The 22,702-nt window shown below is 42.5% G+C and carries 22 protein-coding genes; all 22 read right to left on the bottom strand.

Annotated features, from left to right (window positions below; all coding sequences use genetic code 11):
* Positions 1-19: 19 nt before the first annotated feature.
* Positions 20-3,697, bottom strand: a complete 3,678-nt coding sequence (locus A6J60_RS00235; RefSeq protein ID WP_096064213.1) for a phage tail tape measure C-terminal domain-containing protein — start codon at positions 3,695-3,697, stop codon at positions 20-22.
* Positions 3,698-3,783: 86 nt separating this feature from the next.
* Positions 3,784-4,128, bottom strand: a complete 345-nt coding sequence (locus tag A6J60_RS00230; protein ID WP_096064212.1) for a hypothetical protein — start codon at positions 4,126-4,128, stop codon at positions 3,784-3,786.
* An 8-nt stretch (positions 4,129-4,136) separates the two neighbouring features.
* Positions 4,137-4,517 (bottom strand): hypothetical protein, encoded by a 381-nt coding sequence (locus A6J60_RS00225; protein WP_096064211.1) that lies wholly within the window; start codon positions 4,515-4,517, stop codon positions 4,137-4,139.
* 75 nt (positions 4,518-4,592) lie between these two features.
* Complete coding sequence (locus A6J60_RS00220) at positions 4,593-5,528, bottom strand: hypothetical protein (protein WP_127891419.1); 936 nt, start codon at positions 5,526-5,528, stop codon at positions 4,593-4,595.
* Positions 5,529-5,536: 8 nt separating this feature from the next.
* Positions 5,537-5,977: a hypothetical protein gene (locus A6J60_RS00215; protein WP_096064209.1), complete on the bottom strand. Its 441-nt coding sequence runs from the start codon at positions 5,975-5,977 to the stop codon at positions 5,537-5,539.
* Positions 5,967-6,386, bottom strand: coding sequence for a phage virion morphogenesis protein (locus tag A6J60_RS00210; protein WP_096064208.1), 420 nt, complete (start codon positions 6,384-6,386; stop codon positions 5,967-5,969). The genes A6J60_RS00215 and A6J60_RS00210 overlap by 11 nt, the downstream gene beginning before the upstream one ends.
* Positions 6,387-6,467: 81 nt before the next feature.
* Positions 6,468-6,722 (bottom strand): hypothetical protein, encoded by a 255-nt coding sequence (locus A6J60_RS00205; protein WP_096064207.1) that lies wholly within the window; start codon positions 6,720-6,722, stop codon positions 6,468-6,470.
* A 25-nt stretch (positions 6,723-6,747) separates the two neighbouring features.
* Positions 6,748-7,203 carry a gp436 family protein gene (locus tag A6J60_RS00200; RefSeq protein ID WP_096064206.1) on the bottom strand — a complete coding sequence of 152 codons (456 nt, stop codon included), beginning with the start codon at positions 7,201-7,203 and terminating at the stop codon, positions 6,748-6,750.
* The gene (locus A6J60_RS00195; protein WP_096064205.1) at positions 7,200-7,670 is read right to left on the bottom strand and encodes a hypothetical protein; all 471 of its coding nucleotides are present in this window, start codon (positions 7,668-7,670) and stop codon (positions 7,200-7,202) included. Before A6J60_RS00195 ends, A6J60_RS00200 begins: the two co-directional genes overlap by 4 nt.
* A gap of 105 nt (positions 7,671-7,775) precedes the next feature.
* Positions 7,776-8,687 (bottom strand): Mu-like prophage major head subunit gpT family protein, encoded by a 912-nt coding sequence (locus A6J60_RS00190; RefSeq protein WP_096064204.1) that lies wholly within the window; start codon positions 8,685-8,687, stop codon positions 7,776-7,778.
* 73 nt (positions 8,688-8,760) lie between these two features.
* The gene (locus tag A6J60_RS00185; RefSeq protein ID WP_096064203.1) at positions 8,761-9,729 is read right to left on the bottom strand and encodes a phage protease; all 969 of its coding nucleotides are present in this window, start codon (positions 9,727-9,729) and stop codon (positions 8,761-8,763) included.
* A gap of 236 nt (positions 9,730-9,965) precedes the next feature.
* A complete protein-coding gene (locus A6J60_RS00180; protein ID WP_096064202.1) occupies positions 9,966-11,285 on the bottom strand; it encodes a phage minor head protein in 1,320 nt (439 codons plus the stop codon).
* Positions 11,285-11,551, bottom strand: coding sequence for a hypothetical protein (locus A6J60_RS00175; protein WP_096064201.1), 267 nt, complete (start codon positions 11,549-11,551; stop codon positions 11,285-11,287). Before A6J60_RS00175 ends, A6J60_RS00180 begins: the two co-directional genes overlap by 1 nt.
* Before the next feature lie 20 nt (positions 11,552-11,571).
* Positions 11,572-12,737, bottom strand: a protein-coding gene (locus tag A6J60_RS00170; RefSeq protein WP_096064200.1) for an IS3 family transposase whose coding sequence is annotated in 2 segments (ribosomal slippage) — positions 11,572-12,479 and positions 12,479-12,737 — 1,167 coding nt in all. Because the reading frame shifts where the segments join, the coding sequence is not laid out codon by codon here.
* Between the two features lie 53 nt (positions 12,738-12,790).
* A complete protein-coding gene (locus A6J60_RS13670) occupies positions 12,791-13,180 on the bottom strand; it encodes an acyltransferase (RefSeq protein WP_096064199.1) in 390 nt (129 codons plus the stop codon).
* Complete coding sequence (locus A6J60_RS13665) at positions 13,177-13,578, bottom strand: sugar 3,4-ketoisomerase (RefSeq protein ID WP_096064198.1); 402 nt, start codon at positions 13,576-13,578, stop codon at positions 13,177-13,179. The genes A6J60_RS13670 and A6J60_RS13665 overlap by 4 nt, the downstream gene beginning before the upstream one ends.
* On the bottom strand, positions 13,575-14,453 hold the full coding sequence (gene rfbA, locus A6J60_RS00155) for a glucose-1-phosphate thymidylyltransferase RfbA (RefSeq protein ID WP_096066388.1): 879 nt from the start codon (positions 14,451-14,453) through the stop codon (positions 13,575-13,577). The genes A6J60_RS13665 and rfbA overlap by 4 nt, the downstream gene beginning before the upstream one ends.
* Positions 14,454-14,461: 8 nt before the next feature.
* Positions 14,462-15,523 (bottom strand): dTDP-glucose 4,6-dehydratase, encoded by a 1,062-nt coding sequence (gene rfbB, locus A6J60_RS00150; RefSeq protein ID WP_096064197.1) that lies wholly within the window; start codon positions 15,521-15,523, stop codon positions 14,462-14,464.
* Positions 15,524-15,752: 229 nt separating this feature from the next.
* Complete coding sequence (locus A6J60_RS00145; RefSeq protein ID WP_096064196.1) at positions 15,753-16,682, bottom strand: branched-chain amino acid transaminase; 930 nt, start codon at positions 16,680-16,682, stop codon at positions 15,753-15,755.
* Between the two features lie 285 nt (positions 16,683-16,967).
* The gene (gene glnE / locus A6J60_RS00140; RefSeq protein WP_413772351.1) at positions 16,968-19,877 is read right to left on the bottom strand and encodes a bifunctional [glutamate--ammonia ligase]-adenylyl-L-tyrosine phosphorylase/[glutamate--ammonia-ligase] adenylyltransferase; all 2,910 of its coding nucleotides are present in this window, start codon (positions 19,875-19,877) and stop codon (positions 16,968-16,970) included.
* 351 nt (positions 19,878-20,228) lie between these two features.
* Positions 20,229-20,894, bottom strand: a complete 666-nt coding sequence (locus tag A6J60_RS00135) for a phosphatase PAP2 family protein (RefSeq protein ID WP_413772350.1) — start codon at positions 20,892-20,894, stop codon at positions 20,229-20,231.
* Positions 20,895-21,155: 261 nt separating this feature from the next.
* Positions 21,156-22,625: a glycosyltransferase family 4 protein gene (locus tag A6J60_RS00130; RefSeq protein ID WP_227525999.1), complete on the bottom strand. Its 1,470-nt coding sequence runs from the start codon at positions 22,623-22,625 to the stop codon at positions 21,156-21,158.
* Positions 22,626-22,702: the final 77 nt, after the last annotated feature.

The following is a 22,702-nucleotide window of genomic DNA, read 5'->3' as shown; positions in this document are numbered from 1 at the left end:
ACTAATCACTGCAAAACATTTAGACAGGGGCTAACATTCCCCCTGGTCTTATCTCGTTCTGCAACGTTTGCAACACAACTGCCTTTAAAGACTCAGCAAGTTGTTTGCTGTCTTGGGTAGTTGTCTGTACGTCTGCACTAGCACCGTCACTATTGATATGTATATCAATCTTCACTTGATTAACAACACCAGCAGATTGATTATTCTGTTTGCTGTTAAAGACTTGTACACCTAGCTTGCCATTAGGTCCACGAGTTAATGGCATAACCGCTTCAGGGCCTGCTTCACCCATGACACCAAGACCACCAGCATGCCGGAAAGCTGTTGGCTTATTAAAGATGTCGCCATTGGCATAGTACTGGATGCCTTGATTATTAAACGCACCGCCTTTAGCAAGCTCAAGCAGACCGCTGCCAGCAAAAGCACCACCGTCTTCAAACATACCCACAGCCATTTTAGCGACACGTAACATAGCAAACTTAATCAGCATCTTACTAATATCTTGTAAGATAGATGCGGTTAAGTCTTTAAAACTGCCTTTGCCCGTCGCCACAAAGTTACTAAAGCTGTCACTCATTTTGTTAAAGGCGCCAGTCGTGGCCTGTTGCATAGTTTCATTCAAGCTCTTAGCGCCATCAGATAAGCTTTGAAAGCCTGACTGCAATCCATCGACCCAGTTATTATCTTGTAGCGCTTGCTGTTGCTTGCGTAGCTCAATCAGTTCTTCACGCTGTGCTATGATTTTTTGGGTTGCCTGTTCTGATAAAGTAATACCTGCTTGCTCCGCTTGGTTTAACAAGTTACGTTCAAAGCGCAAGCGTTCAACCTCATCGGCTTGCTTGCCAATCAGTGAGGTTTCAAAAGCGTATTTTTCTAAAGCTGATTGCTGTCGAGCAGTAAAGTCTGCCATCTTTTCAGCTTCTTGTTTCTTAGTGCGTAAAGCAACCAATTCTTCACGCTGAGCAATGATTTGTTGTGTGGTTGCCAACAACTGCTGTTGGGCTTGCTCAGATAAATCTTTGCCATCTTGTTTGGCTTGATTAAGTAGGTTGTGACTAAACCGCAAGCGCTCAACTTCATCGGCTTGCTTGCCGATCAGCGATGTTTCAAACGCATACTGCTCTAAAGACGTTTGCTGTCGAATCGTAAACTCATTTACTTTGTTTATTTCGGCATCCAGTTTGATTAAATCTTCTTTTGCTTTGATTAAATTGCGATAGCTGTTTAATACGCTGTCTTTGATACCCTTATACATACCGTTTGCACGGTCATAATCAAAGCTGGCTAACTCACTATTTTTGCCGAATAAAGCGATGTCTTTTTTAATGCCACTCATCGCATTATAGATATTTTGAGCCAGATTTAGCGCCGCTTGTACAGCCTCGCTTTGCTTGCCTTTAATACCCAAGCCCAAGCCTATTGACAGCCATTCACCAAACTTTTTAAATAGTCTTGATGGCGATCGGATGACAAAGAAGTTTTTGACAGTATCGCTGACACTACTTGCTAAATTGCGAGCAACATCAATCGCACCGCTGATTTTTTCCTTAACACCATTAATGAGACCTTGTACAGCATCCCGTCCAATCTGCAACAGCTTAGATCCCAAAGTGCCAAATGCATCAACAAACTGACTGATTGCTGTTTTAGCAATGCCTTTTAGCTTATCCAGCCCTGATTTAATCGTTGTTTTAAAGCCCTCAATATCGCCTTTTGCCAGCGCTTTAATCGCATTAAAAGCAGTTTTAACAACCGTTTTAACCGTATTAAACCCTGTGTTAAATACAATAGCGACAGCGGTAATGCCTGCTGTAAAGATAGCTTTTAAGGCCTGCCAACCATCTCTGGCAAAGGCTTTTATACCATCCCATGTATTTGATATGGCGGTCTTTAAACCATCAAACGCAACTTTAGTCACTGATACAACGATATCAACACCAGCACTCACAGTTGACTTAATCGCTTCCCAGCCAGTCGCTACAACACCTTTGATACTCTCAAATACAACAGATGCAGCCGCTGACAGGCCATCCCAAACCGTGCTAAAGACTTCTTTTGCGCCTTGCCAAATGACAGTAATTTGTTCGACAGCCCACAGTGCCTTGTCTGCAACAAACTCAAAAGCAGCAACAGCCAGATCTTTGATACCAGTAAACATAGACTGTATATTGGTAATCATGTCTTGCACCGGCTGCGGTAAGCCCGCCACAGTATCGACAACTTTCTGCTTGATGCCGTCCCATACTTCGGCTACTTTACTCTTGATGCCTTCCCATACTTCGGACGTCTTGGCTTTAACACCTTCCCACGCTTCAGACACATAGTTTTTGATGCCTTGCCAGACTTCACTTGCTTTTGCAGACAACTCATCCCAGTTGCGGTATAAATAGACACCGACAGCGACTAAGCCTGCGATTGCTGCTAATATCAGAGTGACTGGACTGGTGGCAATACCGACAGCAATACCAAATGCCGTAGTTACTGCGGTTGCTGCTGTACCAATTGCTGTCCAAGCAGCAATCACACCGTTTAATAACAAAAATGCGGACGCTGCCGCCGCAACACCGCTCGCTAACGCGATAACAATCTCTTTGTTATCAATTAAAAAATCTGTTACTTGACCGATGACATCAATTGTTTGTGATGCAAAATCTTTCAAATCATTAAAAGCATCACCCAGCGCATCCAATGCACTATGCATTCTTTCGATATTCTCAGGTTGGCTCATTACTTCGATGACATGCGCAATAACATCTTTTGCTTGATCAACAAAGCCTTGCAGTTGATTAAAAGCATCACCTACTGACTCAATAGCACTTTTGAGCTTAGCGGCGTTTTCAGGCTCTCTCAACGCATCTGTCATCCTTGCTAGACCGTCAGACGCTCTGATAACGATGTCTTGTATGACATCACCAATACCTGATTGCACTACCGCCAGCTTCAAACTATTGAAGTTGTCACCCAAATTACTAAGCGCACCATCCAAGGTCTTGGCTCGGTTAGCCATCGCATCACCAAACTTTGTCTCACCGATAGCTAATAGATATTCCTGAATTTCTTTTGAATTTTTACCAACCGTTGTAGTGACGCCTTGGAAAGTAAACGCTACTTTATTGCCTTGCTGACTAGCTTTGATACCAAACTCTTTTAATCGCTCAAACTCAAATGTAGACGCATCAGCAACGGCTTCAATCATCTGATTTAAGTCTTTACCCATAGCCGCTGCAAAGTTGCCGTAGCTTTGCATACTACGCATGCTTGGATCTAAGCCTAAGTTTTTGAGCTGCACAAACCCACTGACAGATTGCTCCAGAGCATAAGGCGTTGTTGATGCAAACTTAGTCAACTCATCGAATGCAGCAGCCGCTTCTTTTGTTCCGCCTGTTGCTGTAACAAGCTGAGAGTTAAGCACATCAAACTGACGTTGAGTATCTACGAGAGAATTTAAACTTAACGCACCTGCCAACGTACCAACTACACCGCCAAACATGGTTACTTTTTTAGCTACGTTGGCTAGCGTGCCACCGAAACTCATTGCACGTTGTCGCATCGTATCAAACGTTGTGCTTGTGCTTTTGCCTGCCTTGTCTGACGTCTTATCAACGTCATTTAGACCGTCTTCAAGTTCTTCAAGTGTACGTATCGCTGCTGTGCCGTCAGCAGATATAACTAGCCCAAACTTTAGCTCTTCAGCCATTTATTTATCCTTTAATATAAATACAAAAAGCCCAGTGTTTAAGATAAACACTGGGCTTGCTGAGTATTATTAAAGCTGTTTACTGTTTAGGCTGTAGAGCCATGTGTTAAATGCTCATTGATGCTATTCACATAGCCATCGGTGGCGGCTCTAAAGTTTGCAAAGTCATCTGGCGTTACAGTGACATCTTCTCGTCTTAGCAAAATATCTACTGCAATCCAATCAATCCCCATAACATGACCGTTAAAGCTATTGTGCTGTAATACAATGTAGTCAAATAACGGCAAGATTGGTTCAAACTCACGCCATATTGTCATCACTTCAAATTCAAACTCTTCTTTTTCTGCTTCAACGCCAAACTCTGCAAATGCGTCATCAAGGGCTTGTTGGTCGGCTAGGTAGGTTTGATAGGCTTGCCGTTGACAAGCCACATGACTACCTAGCGCATGGAGTTTTTTTGCTTTAGCTTGTCACCAGCCACACTGTCAAAGTAGCCATCAATAACAGCTTGGCGAAACTCTGAAATAGTCAGCACTTGGCGTTTAGTATCGTCAGTAACTTCTAAGTCGTCACCATTCTCATCTTTCACTTGACCTGCATGCCAACCAGCAAAGACCTTATCAAAGAAGTCGTTTTCAACTTCTTCTACGCTTTCAACGTCTTGCGTTGTTTGGATACGCTCCATTAAACGCATACGTTCATCATGTGGTAAACGGTTAAAGTCCACTTTTACAGTTGTCTTTTTATAACTGCCGTTATGTGGCATCTTAATAGTTACTGTCCAAGGATAGGTATCGGTGACATCGCTAAGTTTAAACATGGTTTTATTCCTAATTTAAGTGGGTTTAAAAGCAGTTAAACGGGTTAACTGCTAGGTTAGAGTTGGATTGATGAGTTAACTAAATACAATGGTGTATGGTGGCTTGCTTGCTGATTGCATGACGCTGCACTCAATCTCGTAGCCCAATGCACCGTCCATATCGGTCGCTTTGGGGATATCTAAAGCTACCGCTGGATAGTCCAGTTTGATTTTCTGACCGGCCGTGGTGCCGTGCTCAAGCACCAATGGCATTTCTTCACCGTCCCAGGCTTTTTGATATAAGTTAATCTCGCTTAATTGCGGCGCACCAACGGTAATAGAAACCACAGGTTTGCGGTCACTAATCATGGATGATTGGTGGTTGACCATATCAAGCGAGGTCACCTCATTGCCTGTGGTGTGGCTGAAGCTTTTCATGGCATAGTCTTTATTACCCAGCTTAAATACAGGCGTGTTAGCGAAGTTAACCGCTTTTGGTGTTTTATAACCTTCAACGATTGTATTTAAGTCGCTCGGTTTTTCGATTGGCACAGTACCGCCTACCATGCTAATTTCAAACTCCCAGTAGCCAAGTTCGCCACTGTTCGCTGATAGTTTGACTTCAGCTTGGGCCTTTTTGCCAATGTGAAACTGCCCATCGAGTAAAAACGCCACGGTGCCATGATTGGTGTCTGTGGTTTCAGGCGTATAAGTGACTGTACTTCCTTCTTCTGATACAGTTTCACTATGCCCAGCCATCAAGAACAAGTCACGATAAGCAGGGGCGGTACCGGCGGTGCCACTTGCTGCAAATGCGACTTTACCTGTGATTTTGACCTTATCTGTTGTACGAAACTTCTTGTTAGCACCCCAGCTTTCACCGTCTTTTTCTTGCTCGATGGTGTCACCTTCAAAGCTAATATCGACATCCTTAGTTTCAACGGGTGTCAGCTCGTTAGCGGCGAGGTCACCAATACCCCATAGCAATAGCTTTTTCTTGAATTTACGACTTAATGCAACTTGTGGCATCATTTACTCCTTTATTGCTGATTAATTTGTTGGGTATAGCCCAGCTCATATATGTCCGCCCACACGTGCAAGCTGTCTTTTAGATCGACCAGTCCGCCAGTGACAAACTTGAGCGGGTCAGTGGTGTCACCTTTTTTAGTACAAATAAAGCCACTAATAGCGTTAAACACCGTATCTTGCATGGCTTCCGCACGTTCACCAACCGCTGCACCATAGCTATCTGTGTAGTTACTGCAAATAGTAATAATCTGATAACGCTCCGTAACGGCTTGATAGTATTCGCTTTGGCTTTGCGCTTGCGTTTCCAATTTGATGACATAACAAGCTTCAGTTGTACTTCGGTTTCTTAGCACCTCATCAAGTTGCCCGCTGTCAGCAACCTCAATAAATAACTGGTCATGAGCTTGGTCATAGTCATTGATACGCTGGGCGATTTGTTGTCTAATTTGCATCTCTTAATGCTCGCTTAATGTGCTTGATAATGGCGTTGCTGTCATCATTACTAATCCCCAAAAATGGACGTTCTGCTTGGACATATTTAGCATATTCTTCAGTTGCACCAACCACTACTTTGCGTTGAGTAGGCACGTTGTATGTAATTGATTGCAATAACATGCCTGTATATACAAGTAAGCCACCGCTTGATTTTCGGCTTTTATATCTGGCGTACTTTTCAGTGAGAGGTTTCCACGCTGTGCCTTCAGGCGTTTTCTTTTCATCAGCGATACGCTCTTTTGTACTTTCAGTGAGCTCATGACCAATGGTGTCGAGTATTGGGGTCAAGTCGTCAGTCTGCTCACGCAATCTTGCAAAAAGCGCTCTACAATCAGCCAAGCCTTGCCATGTTATCGCTGTACTCACATCAAACCCTTTTTAAATCGCTTTAAACCCTTTTTAAATTTGTTCAAAACTTAATTATGGTGCTATGACCGCTTTTTATCTTTACGACGGCTCAGAGGGCGTCTGAGAAGCATGATCTTCAAAATAGCTTTTAGCAGCGCTAGTTAAAAAATCGACTGTAAATTCGAATTTATCACCAGTTGCAGCTGCTAGCTCATGACAAGCTAATATAAACAAAGCTTTTGCATAGCCTTTTTTTTCATTTTCTAAACTTAGATTAGCAATAATAGGACGAATAACTTCATTAAAATCTTTTATCGCTTGCTGGGCGCTTTTTTGTTCATCAGATGCGTACATAACCCAACCTCTTAATATTTTTATGCTAAGTTAAACGACCCATCTTATTACGAGTAAACTGCCGTGGCTCACTGCTAATGTCTGCATGATCACTGGTTTGATTGGCGTCATCATCACCATTATCTTCAGGAATAGCTAAGCCAAGACTGGTGTCGCCCTTGGCAAATCGCTCAAGATGCTTGATGGCATCATCGTATAGCTTAGTAGTAGCGTTATCCGCATTGCCTGTATTACCAAGCTTGACCTTTAGATAGTACACAGCTAAATCAATAGCCAGCGTCTTAACTAAAGCAGGTACGATATCAAGCGGCAGGCTCACACGCTGACCGATATAGCTATCAATAATGCCAGTGGCATCTGCAATAGCTGCATCAGCAACTGGCGTATTAATGCTGTCAGCACGGCGCTTCGGGTTAGTCAGTTCAATAACTGTCTGCGTGCCCAAGCGCAATTCTAGATCTGTGACAGCGGCATAGCTCATTCTGGGATACTCTCGGTATATTCGGCAACAAGCACATCCCAAGCGTGATCACGCTCTTTTGCGCTCACATCAAGACCAGCATCTTTAAGCTCTTTGACAGTTGGCTTATCTGCTGTCATATCAAGATTTAAGCCACGCATTGACTCAGTGATGACAGCTAAACGCTCAACAGATGCCTCTGAATCATCATCGCTTTCAGTAGCATTTGCACCTGCATCATCGCTTTGAGCCGTATCAGCACCTGAATCTGCTGCGATATCTTCATCAACGCCCAATGAACCGCTTGCATTTTTGATATCAGCATCATCGGAGAGCACCTTAACTTTAAGATAACTATCGGCTTCAAGCGCTGCCAGCTCGCTTTGCGTAACCTCAATATCTCTTGGTGTCTTTGTGAATTGCATGCCATTACGAAATCGACTTAGGCAACCGGCTGCCATCACTGATACTAAAACTTTGTTACTCATGTTTGTGTCCTTTGATTTTTATAAAGCTAAGTTATTAAGTTATGTGATTTAAGGGCTGGGCGTTTTAGCCCAGCTTGGTGTTAAATCGTTACATTAAAAGATTGGTTACACTCGCTGAGTGACTAACACATCAACCACATCTTTGTTGATGTTGGTCTGACCATTCGCCAAGCGTTCCGCTTTTACGAGCTCTAACGCTTTGGCTCGTAGTGATGGTGGGACAACTAGCAAAGTAGGCTTAATATCAAGCTCACGGCCACCGTCAGCCTTTTGTGACTGCATATGTGCAATGGCAGCGTTTAGATTGTCGCTAGTTAATGGTTTATTTGACATATACGCCATTTGCCAAAAGCCATAGCCGACGTTATGACGTGCTCGAGCGCCCCAACGGAAGATGTCTTGCATAAATACTGACTCATCATCCAGCTTGGTCATGCTTGTCAGCTCAACGTCTTTACGCTTCTGAAAGATGATTGGCTTGATGATGTTGCTGGTATCTAGCAAATACCACGCTGGTTCACCAGAGTCAGCATCGTAGTCAAGGTTTGATACAGTGGTGGCAGAGCCAGTACCATCGTGCTTTTCATACACGGGATGATCAGTATCAAAGAAGTTTTGGCCGTCATAGCACAGTTGGTTGCGACCGTCTTTTAATGCACCAAACACCAGCTTATCTGGATGTTGCATCGCACGGCGGCCATGTGCTTCTGCAAGTGGGGTTAATGTGCCAAGATTGTCATCTTCGATATCAGTACGTTTCACCGCAATCGTTGATTCATACAGCTTATTAACAATGGTGTAACCGTGCGTTTTAATATCATTTAGCACACGTTCACCGATCCATTCCCGCATGTCCGGCATTTCACCCAGCCATCCGTAAGTGTTGCTGGCAGTGCTAGAGGGTACGACGGTCGCAATCTGGGTGTATTCAGGTTCAACACTGTCCAAACCTTTTTGGAATGTCTGTTTAATCGCCGTATTGAGTGCTGATAGCGTTGCAGCATTAACTAAAGCCATGAGCTTGTTCCTTATGTTTTATGATTTACTTGAATAAATTTACTGATTAATAAAGTGTTAAAGCAGGTGTTGCTTAATCTAAGACAACACCCATTTGAGCCAGGACTGCTTGTTGCGCACTGTTTAGCTCTGTGCTTTTGTCATCTTTGGGTGATGTATTTGGTAAGTTACTGTCGCCAATAATTGCTGCTTTGGTTGATACAAACTTATTAAAGTCAGCCAAGCCTTGCTCAGTTGAGCAACATTTTGTGTAAAACTCTTTATCAGCAGGGGCAATCTTTTTATCTACAATAGCCGTGTTAATGGCCGTCTCTACTGCTTCTTGATGCTTTGCAGCTTTCATGTCTGCAAGCTGTTGTTTAGCAGTATTAAGCTCAGTGACCACTTGAGTGTGGGTTGCTTGCGGCACAAAGCTATTTAAATCAGGCGTTTGTGGCTCTTTTTCTGACTTAGCAGCTTTTAATGCTTTGATAGCGTCAAGCACTGCTGCTTGATCAGCATCCTCAGGTAAGCCAAGGGCTTTTAATAATTCTGGATCCATAGGAGTGTCCTTTTGCGTTGGGTTGGTGGTTGCATTATTTAGGGCGGGTACATTTAAGTTCGGCTTGTTGGTCAAGCCGACACTAGCTAGTGCATGTACCACGCCATCTTTGGTGACGTTAAAGGCGGGGCTGTAGAATTTATAACGCTTATCGGCTATGACTTGTTTGCCAAGACCATTGAGCTCAAGCAATCCCAAGATATGGTTGTTCTCAATCTTAAGCTGAGTTATCCAGCCGCTAGCTTCAGTGTTTGGTGTGGTTTCACTGGCATGGTCGATATCTAAGATAAACGGCAGGGTGGTGTTTTTAATGACCGCTTCAGGGTCGCTGTTGTTCCAGCTACGTCCATCACGTCCACTAAACTTACCAATGGGAATAAGCGGCAACCATAGCCCGCTGTCTGTATTAGAGTCAGACGGCAAGCTACGGCAAAGTGCAGTGATAACGTCACTTTGACTTTGATTGGTATTGTTAAGCGTGGTATATAGAGGTGTTTTCATATTGCTTAGATTAGCAATATGTCAAGGAGGGTATTATTAAAGTGGTTTACTGATTTTTACTTGATAGGAGTGGGGTTTGGCGTATAATATTAGTTAGTTTTTATGTTGTAGAGCCCAATTCAGGTAGAAGGGATTGTTAACTGTGGTTTTGTAGTATTATGATGGCGGTATTACAAAAATAGGTTAGCAAGTGACGTTGGTTCAAATCCAACCCAACATAAAAACGCCATCTTTTCTTATAACTCCCCCCACAGTAGTTCAAACGCCCTTAAAGTAGATAGCTCATCCTTAGATAACGCCGACCCTGTTTTTACCAAATTCAATAAAATTTGTTTTTTCTCGCCATTGGTATCTTTTGTTTTGACAGCATAATCAACTTTAACGAGTAGCTTTCCATTTTGTTGAGCGTAAACAAACACTAATGTATCAAGTGCATTCTTTTGCCGTTGTTGCTCTTTACTCTGTAATAAAATTGCAGTAGGGTTTTGTAGCTCGATTGGTAGGTTTTGCCAGAACTCTATATCTAAATGCTTATCTAATTTCTGCTTACTATCTCTTAAACCATGCAATATATCCACATCTCGTACGGCAATAATGCGATGGTATGGCGCTTTACCCAGTTGCTCAAGCTTATCAACAACCTCATCTTTTATAGTGCCAACTGCCAGCGTATTGCCATAAGCACGCTTATTCTCAGCAATATCAGTAACCATGTCATGTACCACTTTAGCTATCATCGCTTTTTGAGCTGTATCATTAAGCAAGGCTGTCATGGTGGCATTGGCTAAGCCTGGGTTTTGCGTCACGACCTGTGACAGCTTATCTGTCACCATCTCAAGCGCTTTATGTTCGTGATGCTTACCGACATTATATTCAAATCCTGGATCAATACCCTTGGGCACTTTATGAATACGACCAGTTGATTTATTCACCCAGTCATGCAATTCAACCTCGGGTGATTTGCTGATACCCATTTTCTCCGCTTTTTCAGCAGTTAGGCTTTGCACCCAGCACTTACAGCCCCAGCCATTCATAGGCATATGTGTTTGCCAGAACGGGTCATCAACATGCAATACCAAGCTCTCAAACCCTTTGTGTTCAAGTCTATGTTCTTTGCTTGGCCCAAGGCGATAGCGTAAGTAAGGGTGAGTGGCTTTGTTAGTCTCAAACCGATGCCAAGAGCCTGTGTGATAAGACTGAGTTTTATTAACGCTGTAGACCTTTCTTAATCGACGGTTTGACAATCGGGTTATTTTTTCGCCAGTTACCTCATCTGCTTGCTCAAAGTTACCCCAGCCAGACTCACCAAGTCGATTAAGTATGCCTTTTTTAAATGTGTAAAAACTTTGTCCTTCAGCAACGGCTTCAATTACAGATTGATGGATGTCATCTAATACATCCATCTCCATAATCTTAGCAACCGTAAACTTTGAGGCATGCTGTTGTGCGTATATCTCTGACCAGTTATAGCTGGTTGCCAGCTTTTTACTCTTAATATAAGCAATGGCCTCATGAGGTATAACTTTGGGTTCGTCATCTAAAAGTTTGTCCGCCATTATTTAACCCCATCAGCAAAAGCCTTAATGCCAGCCAATGCCAACGCATCCGCAATATCACTGGTGTTTAATTGAGCGTCATTAAGAAGAGTTAGCATCTCATCAAAGCTATTTGCGCTTTGTAGCTGTGTGACCAACGCTTTAATAGATTGCTCGGTCACATTGATAAAGCCGTCTAAATCATCGTCATCTTCAATATCCAAAGCAGGATTAGCCGTGTTTAACTGTGTTGTACTGTTTTGACCCCTGCCGTCAAATCCGTACACCTAAACTTGGGAGATTTTGATCAGGCAGCTTGACGATAGAAATCCATCCAAACTTGTCTTGGCGATCTCATACCTAAACTCTGCTGAATCCTGACTTGATTGTAATCTAACTCGATATATTTTATGATACTGTTGATTGCTTCAAATCGAGTTTTGTAATTATGATGATATATCAGCTCATTCTTTAAAACGCCCCAGAAGCTCTCTATTGGCGCATTGTCATAACAGTTACCTTTCGCACTCATAGATCCTTTAAAACCGTATTTACTGATCATTTTGCGATAATCTTCGCTGCAATACTGGCTGCCTCTATCTGAATGTACAATAAGCCCTTGGCTAGGTCGTTTATCCTTGATTGCTTTATTTAAGGCTCTACAGACTAAATCTGCTTTCATGCGTTTATCGATAGCGTAGCCAACCAATTCTTTGGTATATAAGTCTTTGACGCCTGCTAAATAAAGCCAGCCCTCATCTGTCCAAATATAGGTTATATCACTGACCCAAGCACAATTAGGACGGTTAACGCCAAACTGTTGTTTAAGAAAATTAGGATAGACTCGCTTGTTATGGTCTGAGTCCGTTGTCACTTTAAAGCGTTTATGACGTCTACATTTGATGTCATGTTCTTCCTTGATACTACGCACCATGTACTTGCTAATCTCATGTCCATGCTCACTTAAATGTGCATGCAGACGCTGATAACCATATCGCTCTTTAGTCTCACTATGCGCAGCTTTTACAAGCAGCTCACAGCGGTTACGATGTATTTGCTGAGCACTGATATTACGCTTGGTCCAGTCATAGTAGCTTGATGGTTTAATATCAAGGGTTTTACACATGCTGGTAATGCTAAATTCATATTTGTGATGGTCAATAAAGGCGTACCTTACTGACCGTGTTTCGCAAAGTACGCCGTGGCCTTTTTTAGTATCTCTCGTTCTTCTTGTGCTATTTTTAGTTCACGCTTTAAACGCTTCATTTCTTCAAGGGCTGAAACAAGCTCTGGATCGTATTGCTTAGTACCCTTGAGCATGCCTTGATTGGCTTTTCGTTGCCAGTTAGCCAGTGTCTGCATTGGCAGCCCTAACCGCCTAGCTGTAGCACTAACATTGCCACCATTATTCTCTATTGCTTTAACTGCTTCTGCTTTAAATTCTTCACTGTATCTTTTAGCTTTCTTTGTCATGGTAAACTCCTATTTGTCTTCCTTAGTTTACCAAGTTTTTGTCTACGGTTTTTTCAGCATAGCTCACCTACCATAGCGTATTCACCTATAGTCACACCTGGTAAAAGCGTGGCATTAGCACCAATACTTGCCCCTTTTTTTAAGGTAATACCAAATAATCTATCAGGATATTGTTTTGATCGCGGCATCATATCATTAGTCAAAGTTGCATTAGGACCTAGAAATACATCGTCCTCAATTCTTGTACCTGACCAAACATACACACCTGATTTTAGTGTTACATTATTACCAATTATTACATCATCCTCAATAAAGGTATGAGCACAAATGTTACAGTTTCTGCCAATAATAGCGCCTTTAAGAATGACCACAAATTGCCAAACCTTAGTACCTTCACCTAAATGGGTAGAACTCACATCTGCTAATGGGTGAATAAAACTCATTGATTGACGCTCTTCAAAAACTCATCATAATCACGGATATAATCGGCTTCGTCATAATGCTCACTGGCTAATACCAGTAGCACACATTCTTCACTAAAATCATGCATCTCACGCCATATCATATCACCGATTAACAGACCTTTACTTGGTGAATCAAGCCAAACATCTTCTTTGGTTTGACCATTATCTAAACGCATCCGACATTTTCCTGATACGCACACAGCCAATTGTTGTAGCTGATGATGGGCGTGGAAACCGCGCGAAACGCCAGCTTTGGTATCAAAAATATAATAGACCCGCTTAACTTCAAACGGAATGGTGTCCATTGCTTCAATGGCAACCAACGAGCCTCTATCATCGCCTAATACTGGCAAATCAATCAAATTAACTAAACTCATAACTTGCCTTCTGCCAGTGCTAATAAATATTGACCGTAACTATTTTTACTCAGCTTTTGACCCTGCTGTAATACCTCATCTTCGGTTAGCCAACCATTGTTATAGGCAATTTCTTCAAGACAGGCCACTTTATAACCTTGACGCTTTTCAATAGTTTCAACAAACATCCCTGCCTCAAGCAAGCTTTCATGTGTGCCAGTATCTAACCAAGCAAAACCACGACCGAGTAATTCAACATTTAAGTCGCCACGCTGTAGGTACATCTGATTGATACTGGTAATCTCAAGCTCGCCTCGATCTGATGGCTGTACTTTCTTGGCCATTTCAACCACATCATTATCATAAAAGTACAAACCTGTGACCGCAAAATTCGATTTTGGATGCGCCGGTTTTTCTTCTAATGAAATGGCGCGTTGATTGTCATCAAACTCAACCACACCAAAACGCTCAGGGTCTTTGACTTGATAACCGAACACAGTAGCGCCGGATGGACGTTCTACTGCTTTTTTTAACATGGGCGTAAAGCCTTGACCATAAAAGATATTATCGCCCAACACCAAGCACACATTACTATCATCAATAAAGTCTTCACCGATAACAAACGCTTGTGCTAACCCATCAGGACTTGGTTGAACCGCATAATCAATATCAATACCCAGTTGACTGCCATCACCAAGCAAACGCTTAAAACCATCGATATCTTCTGGGGTACTAATGACTAAAACATCCTGAATCCCTGCCAGCATCAGCACAGACAACGGATAATAAATCATTGGCTTATCATAGATTGGCAGTAGCTGCTTAGAGACCCCTTTAGTGATAGGATACAAGCGTGTTCCTGAGCCTCCTGCAAGAATAATGCCTTTGGTACTCATGTTTTTACTCATTCTGGCTGTACTCCCAATCTTTCACGTTGATAACTGCCGTCTTGAACTCGTCGACACCAAGTTAGGTTGTCTAGATACCATTGTACTGTTTTACGGATACCGGTATCAAAAGTTTCTTCCGGCCTCCAGCCAAGCTCTTGTTGAATCTTAGTGGCATCAATAGCATAACGCAGATCATGACCTGGACGATCTTTAACAAAGGTAATAAGCAACTCATAGGATTGACCATCAGCTTGTGGTTGCAATTCATCTAAGATGTGGCAAATCATCTTAACCACTTCGATGTTTTGCTTCTCATTGTGTCCGCCAATATTGTAAGTTTCTCCTACCACGCCTTCAGTTACCACTTTATATAACGCACGGGCATGATCTTCTACATATAGCCAATCACGAATCTGATTACCTGTACCATAGACAGGTAACGACTTACCCTCAAGTGCATTTAAGATAACCAGTGGAATCAATTTTTCAGGAAAGTGATATGGTCCGTAGTTGTTAGAACAATTAGTAATTACTACTGGCAGACCATAAGTACGATGCCAAGCGCGAACCAAATGGTCAGAGCTGGCTTTCGAAGCAGAATAAGGCGAACTTGGTGCGTAAGGCGTGGTCTCTGTAAATAAATCAGAGGTATTTTCTAAATCGCCATACACTTCGTCAGTTGAGATATGGTGAAACTTAAAGCGTTGTTTTTTGTCAGCATCTAATTGTTGCCAATATTGGCGCACCACTTCTAACAGAGTGTAAGTGCCAACAATATTGGTATGTATAAATTCAGCAGGCCCGTCAATAGAGCGATCAACATGTGACTCAGCGGCTAAATGCATAATGGCATCCGGTTTAAAGCTAGCAAAAGCTTGCTCTAACGCCTGTCTGTCACAAATATCTATTTGCTCAAAGCGATATCTAGGGTTGTCTGAGACGCTGTCCAGCGATTCTAGATTGCCTGCATACGTCAATTTATCAATATTGAGCACCTCATCTTGGGTGTTTTCAATAATATGACGCACCACAGCAGAACCAATAAATCCTGCGCCACCTGTTATTAGAATTTTCATAGTATTTAGTCTTTTTTTGTAATAAGTTTTTATGATAAAAGTCATTCAGTGGGGTGTATAGGATAAAAGTACTATTATAACCTTAAAAGCAAATACCGTCATTCTCTATCAATTAAAAAGCACTAAAACAAAAAAGCAAAGGCACTGACCTTTGCTTTTTTATAAATCAGTTACTGGCTAAATAGTTAGCTGCATAACTGCTTATTAACAACTCACTAAACGAGCTATTTTAGTCAATGAAGCTTAACCAATGCTTGTATTGTTCATTGCGGCCATGCACCACATCGAAGTATAAGGTCTGTAGCTTCTCAGTGATTTCACCGCGTCCGCCATTACCAATAGTGCGATCATCGTATTCACGAATTGGTGTTACTTCAGCAGCAGTACCTGTCATGAATACTTCATCAGCAAGGTAGAATTCATCACGCGTGATACGGCGTTCAATGACCTTGATGCCTAAGTCTTCAGCGAACTGGATAATTGTACGACGGGTAATACCATCTAACGCACCGCCGGCTAGATCTGGGGTGTGTAACTCGCCATTTTTAACTAAGAATAAGTTCTCACCTGAGCCTTGGCACACATAACCTTGTGGATCCATTAGGATTGCTTCATCATAGCCATTGCGTGTTACTTCTTGGTTGGCCATGATCGATACAGGATAGTTGCTCGCTGCTTTAGCTTTACACATGGTGACATTGGTCATGTGGTGTGTGTACGATGAGGTTTTAACTCGGATACCTTTTTGAATACCCTCTTCACCAAGATAGGCGCCCCACTGCCAGGCAGCAACCATTGCATTGATACTATTGCCACGTGAAGACAGACCCAGCTTTTCTGCACCTACCCAAATAAGTGGGCGGATATAGGCAGACGCTAAGTTATTTTGCTTAACCACGTCTTTTTGTGCTTGATCCAAAGTGGCTTTGTCATAAGGCACATCTAATTGGAAAATCTTAGCAGAACCCAACAAGCGATCGGTATGATCATCAAGACGGAAGATTGCAGTACGACCGTCATCCGTTTCATAGGCACGCACCCCTTCAAAAACAGCCATGCCGTAATGCAAGCTGTGGGTTAGTACGTGAATTTTAGCATCTGGCTGCTCAAGCATGGTGCCATTTAGCCAAAGTTTACCGTCGGTTGTTGCCATATTCATAATAATTATTCCATAACTTAGAGAGTGACTGGGTCTATCATCCTGTTTGGTCTATCTAGACTATCTGACTAAAACAGGTATGGATAAACCCTAACGTTTTGTATTTTAGACTTATATTACTTTCATTTAAGTTCTGATACTTATTTAAGCGCTGATAGTCATTTAAGCTGAGCGCCTAAGTGGTTCATGACTTATTTCTTATAAAGCATAAGTTTTAAAGCTTAAGTATAGCACTGAGAATGTATTTGACCATCAAATTTTAGTTTGATAAAAGCCACGTAAAAATTATACAACAATCTGATTCCATTTTGATATGACAAATTCACGTGTCTTCTGCCACGGATTGACATCGACCACGATATCTTCATTGGCCAGCGCAATTTTGTGTATTGCAGTGCGTAAGTCCAAATAGGCTTGAATCAAGCCCTGACAGGTCTCTTCATCCCAAACGCCGGCTGCTGCCATACTTTCAAAGATACGCACATTGTCGCTCCACTGAGCCAGCTCAGGATGTGCGTGGGCATGTGCCAATACGCCAAACTGAGCCATAAACTCGATATCGACAATACCGCCAGCGTCTTGTTTTAAATGAAATTTGCCTTGCTGCTGGGTTTGTTGATTGCTGCCCAAATGATCTTTCATTTTATTACGCATCTCAATCACTTGCTGTTTCAGCTCATTGATGTCTAGATGACGGGTCAACACCTGCTTACGTATGTGGTTAAAACTGTGCTGCACTCGCTTATCACCACAAATAACACGTGCCCGCACCAAGGCTTGATGCTCCCACACCCAAGCTTTTTCGAGCTGATAACGCTCAAATGAACGACTTGAGACCACCATCATACCGGCATTGCCCGACGGTCTTAAACGCATGTCAATTTCATAAGCACGACCATCGCGGGTTTGAGTATTCAGATATGTCATTAGCTTTTGTGCTAATCGTGCGGTAAATTTCATACCGCTAACCGGCTTGCCGCCGGTAGTCATCGCTTGCTCATTAATCTGATGGATAAACACTAAGTCTAGATCAGAGGTATAAGACATCTCTATGCCGCCAAGCTTGCCGTAGCCGATAATGGCAAAGCCACTGTGTGCTTCCGTCACCGACTCGCCTTGTTGATTTATCGGATAGCCATGGCGTTTAACCAGTTCAGAAAATGCCCGCTCCAAAGTAAACTCTAGCACCACTTCGGCGATATAAGTTAAAGAATCTGACACTTTCATAATCGGACGTTCAGCGATCACGTCACTGGCAGCGACTGCCAATACCTGGTTGTTTTTAAACAGTCGCAGCACGTTTAGCAGTGTCTCTTCATCATCTGGCTCAACCCGCAATAAGCGCTGACGTAAGATATTGGCAAGCTCATCTTTGTCCGGCAGATGTCGGTAGCGCTGCTGCAAAAATGAATCAAGAAGCACAGGATAACGCGTCAACTCGCCAGCAATCCAAGGACTGGCTGACAACATGGGAATTAAGTTGACGGTAGCATTAGGATTCTCAGCCAACATCACCAGGTAAATAGAGCGGCGACAGATGGCTTCTAATAGATCGATTAAGCGCGGCAAAGCCACATTTGCCTTACCCTGCTTATTCTCATGCTCAAGTAGCGCATGCACCAGCACCGGATAGGCAGTATCCAGTCGATTCTTGGCTTCTTGGGTCAAATTAGCGACCAGTTTACTGTTCCAAAACTGCTCCAGCTTGTTGTTATTTTCTTCGGTTAAGATACGGGTTAGGCTTTGTAGCTCATCTTTAGCATCGACACTGGTATTGGTAGCCGTTTGACGCTCAGTAACCATCCGATCAAAGGGAATATGCACATTTTTACGATGCGTATTAAGCTGCTGCAAGAAGGCATCCCAACCGTCAAACCCTAAGGTAATGGCTAAGTTATGCTGACACTCAGGGTCACTGGGTAGCTTTTGAGTTTGTTGATCATGAATGGCTTGAATACCATGTTCAACACGACGTAAGAATCGATAAGCAGCTTCTAGGTTGTGATAGGTTTGGTCATCTAAAAAGTCAAACTCATGTAGCACTTGCATGGCTTGCAAACAAGGTTTCACCTCTAACTGACTATGACGGCCACCATAAATTAACTGAAAGGCCTGTACTACGAACTCTATATCACGAATACCACCCGCGCCTAATTTGACGTTGTCTAAATCTTCCCTTTGCGCCACTTGGTTCTGAATTAATGACTTCATTTCGCGCAGTGCAGCAAAGGCACTGTAATCCACATAATAGCGGAACACAAACGGCTTGGTAATGTCGTCTAGATTCTGTTTAAAAGTATTGTCAATATCGTTGACAATACGCGCTTTTAACCAAGCAAAACGTTCCCAAGCACGGCCTTGATCAGCAAAATACTTCTCTAACGCCGATAAATGAATCGCTAAGTCACTGCCCTCACCCCATGGACGCAGGCGCATATCCACTCTAAAGACAAAGCCATCAGCAGTATTGGTATCAAGTATCTTAATAATGCCTTGACCGAGTTTGATCATAAAGCGCTTGTTATCAATACACTTAGTTCCTTGCGTTTTATCTCCATCGGTCTGACCGCGCGCGCGATGCACAAAGATCAAGTCAATATCACTGGATAAATTTAGCTCTTGAGCGCCAAGCTTACCCATTGCATAGATGGCCATATCATCAACTTGTTGTTGACCTTTGGCATCGATAAAAGTAGGCCGACCATAGCGCTTGACCATCGTCTCCCACACATAGTCTTTGACAAAGATAATGCAGTTATCAGAAAAATAAGACAGCTCAGCGGTTAGGCGCTCCAAACTGATAATGCCTAGTGCATCTTGCCAAATCCAGCGCAGCATTAGCAGCTCTCGTAAGCGGCGTAGCCCCTTCATGACCCCTGCTTCATCAGCACGCTGCAGCTCACCATCGAGGCCATCGTCTAAGGTGTAGTCATCAATTAGATCACAGACTTGTTGCGGTGATAATGACTCACCTAAGGGATAGCTGGTCAAAAAGTTTTGACAAACAGATTGTCTACTTTGCCAAATTTGATACGCAAATGGACTGGCTATTCTTAATTGTTCAATGTACTCAGGCGTTATGGCGCTGGCGGGAATGGTCTGATTGGATGAAATAGATTGTTTATCTTGAGCTAGCTTGTCTTGAGCTAGCTTGTCTTGAGCTAAAAGATGAGAGGTGTGATTCGCAGATGGCAAGGCTCGGCTCCTAATATGTACTGATATATCTATAAGCCTACCACATAACTGACATTGACAAGATGACTGGTTGTATTAATTTTTTTTGCTTGTGTTGCAAATAAGGTGAGCGATATTTTTTTAATTAATCCATTACTTTCCATTGCTATATGATGGCTACTGGTCAATTGATAGTGGATACTATTTAGCTTTAATAATTAACAGTGATAGCTTTCTAATAACGACATACTGATAACATAAATATAGCTATCTAACAACTAAATTTATCTAAAAACTATTTCCATCTTATAACCACAACCACTATTTAATTTTCAAAGCCGCCGTATAATACAAACCACACTAGATTCAAATCTAACCGATTACCACAACTGCTTGCTCAATCAATTGTTGTACATCGGTTACCCATAAAGACAGTGCATAACCAATACAGGCACCAATCAACACATCAGTTGGATAATGAAGGCCCAATACCATACGTGATAAGGCAACCAATAAAGCAAACGGGAGCATGATAGGCAACAACTCAGGGAAATAGCTGCCTAAGGTTGAGGTGAATAAAACCGCTTGTAAGGTATGCCCTGAGGGAAAGCTAAACACATCCAGTGGTCGCTCACCCAATACGATGACTTGATGCACTTGATACGGTCTTGGGCGCACTGTTTTAACTTTTAGTAGTTTATAAATTGCCAGTCCACTAAGACTGATAACCAATGTCGATACTAAAGGTATGATTGCCGATAAACCATTTAATACAAAAGCGGAAATTAACATCAAATACCAGAACCATCCATCGCCTAAACGACTAACCACCTTAAAGAAGGTGGCTATGACATAGTTGGTTGAGTATCGATTGATATGGATACACAGGTTGGTATCCCAAGAGATGAACTGATTGACATACACTGCCATGGTGGAGTTTTTGGTGAATAAATCAAACAAAGGACTTGGCTCTACACTTTGCTTGGCAAGCGTGCGAGGCTTGCTGGTATCTGGAAGTTTAGTGTGGTTGCGTCTCACGTCATATCCCCTTGTATTGGTTGACCTATTGATCTTGGTGTAATTGCTAGATTGCGATCACACGTTGATTTATCATTAGCCCAATTTTTATGTTGCCCTATAATTACTATTAACCTTACTCCTTATTTGAATTTATTCAATTAACTTATTGTTTTAATTATCGTTTTTTACTATTTAATTTTATTATTGTTATTATCTCTTTTTATTTTAGTATTAACGCTTTGGTTTTTATTTTTGCGTTAGTTTTTTGCCATGCCCTGTTTAGCCCTTTTTACCAATGGCGTTATAAAACATCTCCAGCATCTGCTTAGCAGGACGCTGCCATGAAAATTGTGCCACACTAGCTGTCGCCAGTTGACCTTGCTGGTGCAACCGCGCTTGCTCAGGTAGGTTTGCGACCATGTTAATAAAAGCTTGCTCATTACCCAATGCTGCCAATGCCCCTTTATCGCTCTGTTTGATAGATGGATTATCTTTTATAGGATGGTTATCCACTTCAGCTGTTTGATTAGAGCCTACCAACATGCCCGCTGCGGCATCATCAAAGGCATACACTGGTAGCCCGCTGGCCATGGCTTCAATCACCACATTACCAAAGGTCTCTACCTGACTGGCAAACACGAATGCATCACCGCTGGCATAATGCTCAGATAAATCCAAACCGGTTTGAGCCCCTGCAAAATGGATATCGGCTTTATTGTTTTTCGCCAAAGCCTCCAGTCGTGGTTTATCCGGTCCATCACCTACGATAACCAGTTTCAGTGCGCGTTGTGGTTGAGACTGCTTTAAAGCTTGAAAGCTTTTAATCACCAAATCAATGCCTTTTTCTGGTGATAAACGGCTGACCATCACCAATACGGTGTCATCTTTATTGGCACCCCATTTTGTTCTGAGCACATTACTACGATGCTTCGGATTAAACTGCACCAAGTCGACACCACGTCCCACTTCGTATAGACGTTTAAAACCAAGCTGATCAAGGTCATTGTAAGTTTTGCGACTGGGCACGCAGGTTGCTTTAGAGCTATTATGCAGCCACTTAAAATAAGTCATGATCGGCTCAGCAAGGACGCCAAGGCCAAAGTGCTTGCTAAAGTCATGAAACTGAGTGTGATAACCAGTGGTTGCAGAAATACCAAGCCTCTTGGCAGCCAGTAATGCCGCCAGCCCCAAAGGACCCTCAGTCGCAATATGTACAATATCAGGACGAATGCGCTTTAAAGTCTTTATAAAGGTAGGATAAGACGGCAGGCCAAACTGTAGGCTTGCATACTTTGGAATCGACATACCTTTCACTTGTATGTCATTTGCAATAAAGCTATTTTGTTCTACAAGCTGCTGAACACTCAACTTGTATTTATCGTTACCACTCATTTTTGGCTTAGGTCTTACCAAACTGACTTGATGCCCCATCTCAGCCATCTGCTTCATGATACGCTGTAGGCTCATCGCCACCCCGTTCATGTCAGGTAACCAAGTTTCCGTTACCAATAGCACGTGCAGGGTTGGCATATCAGTAGGCTGTACTACGGAATGATTAGGCTCAAATGATTGAGACTTAGCACTGTGGAAGTTAGATGTGTCAGAAGTTGCTTTTTTAGTGGAGGTTGTGTTTTTAGTGAAAAACATCATTGGCTCTATGCGCCCTACTGACTCACCCAGCATTGATTTGCGCTGAATAGGTGATTGCAAGTGTGGTTGCTGTGTTTGCTGCCAATACCGAGTTATCATAAAGGTCCTCTAATGAGTTATATTTTTTATACCCTCACTGTACGGATGGCAGTTGACAGTTTTATGGCGCTTTAATC

Source organism: Psychrobacter sp. FDAARGOS_221, assembly GCF_002313155.2.
Taxonomy (GTDB): domain Bacteria; phylum Pseudomonadota; class Gammaproteobacteria; order Pseudomonadales; family Moraxellaceae; genus Psychrobacter.
Note: the sequence above shows the minus strand (reverse complement) of the source record. Positions and strands in the feature narration are given on the sequence as shown.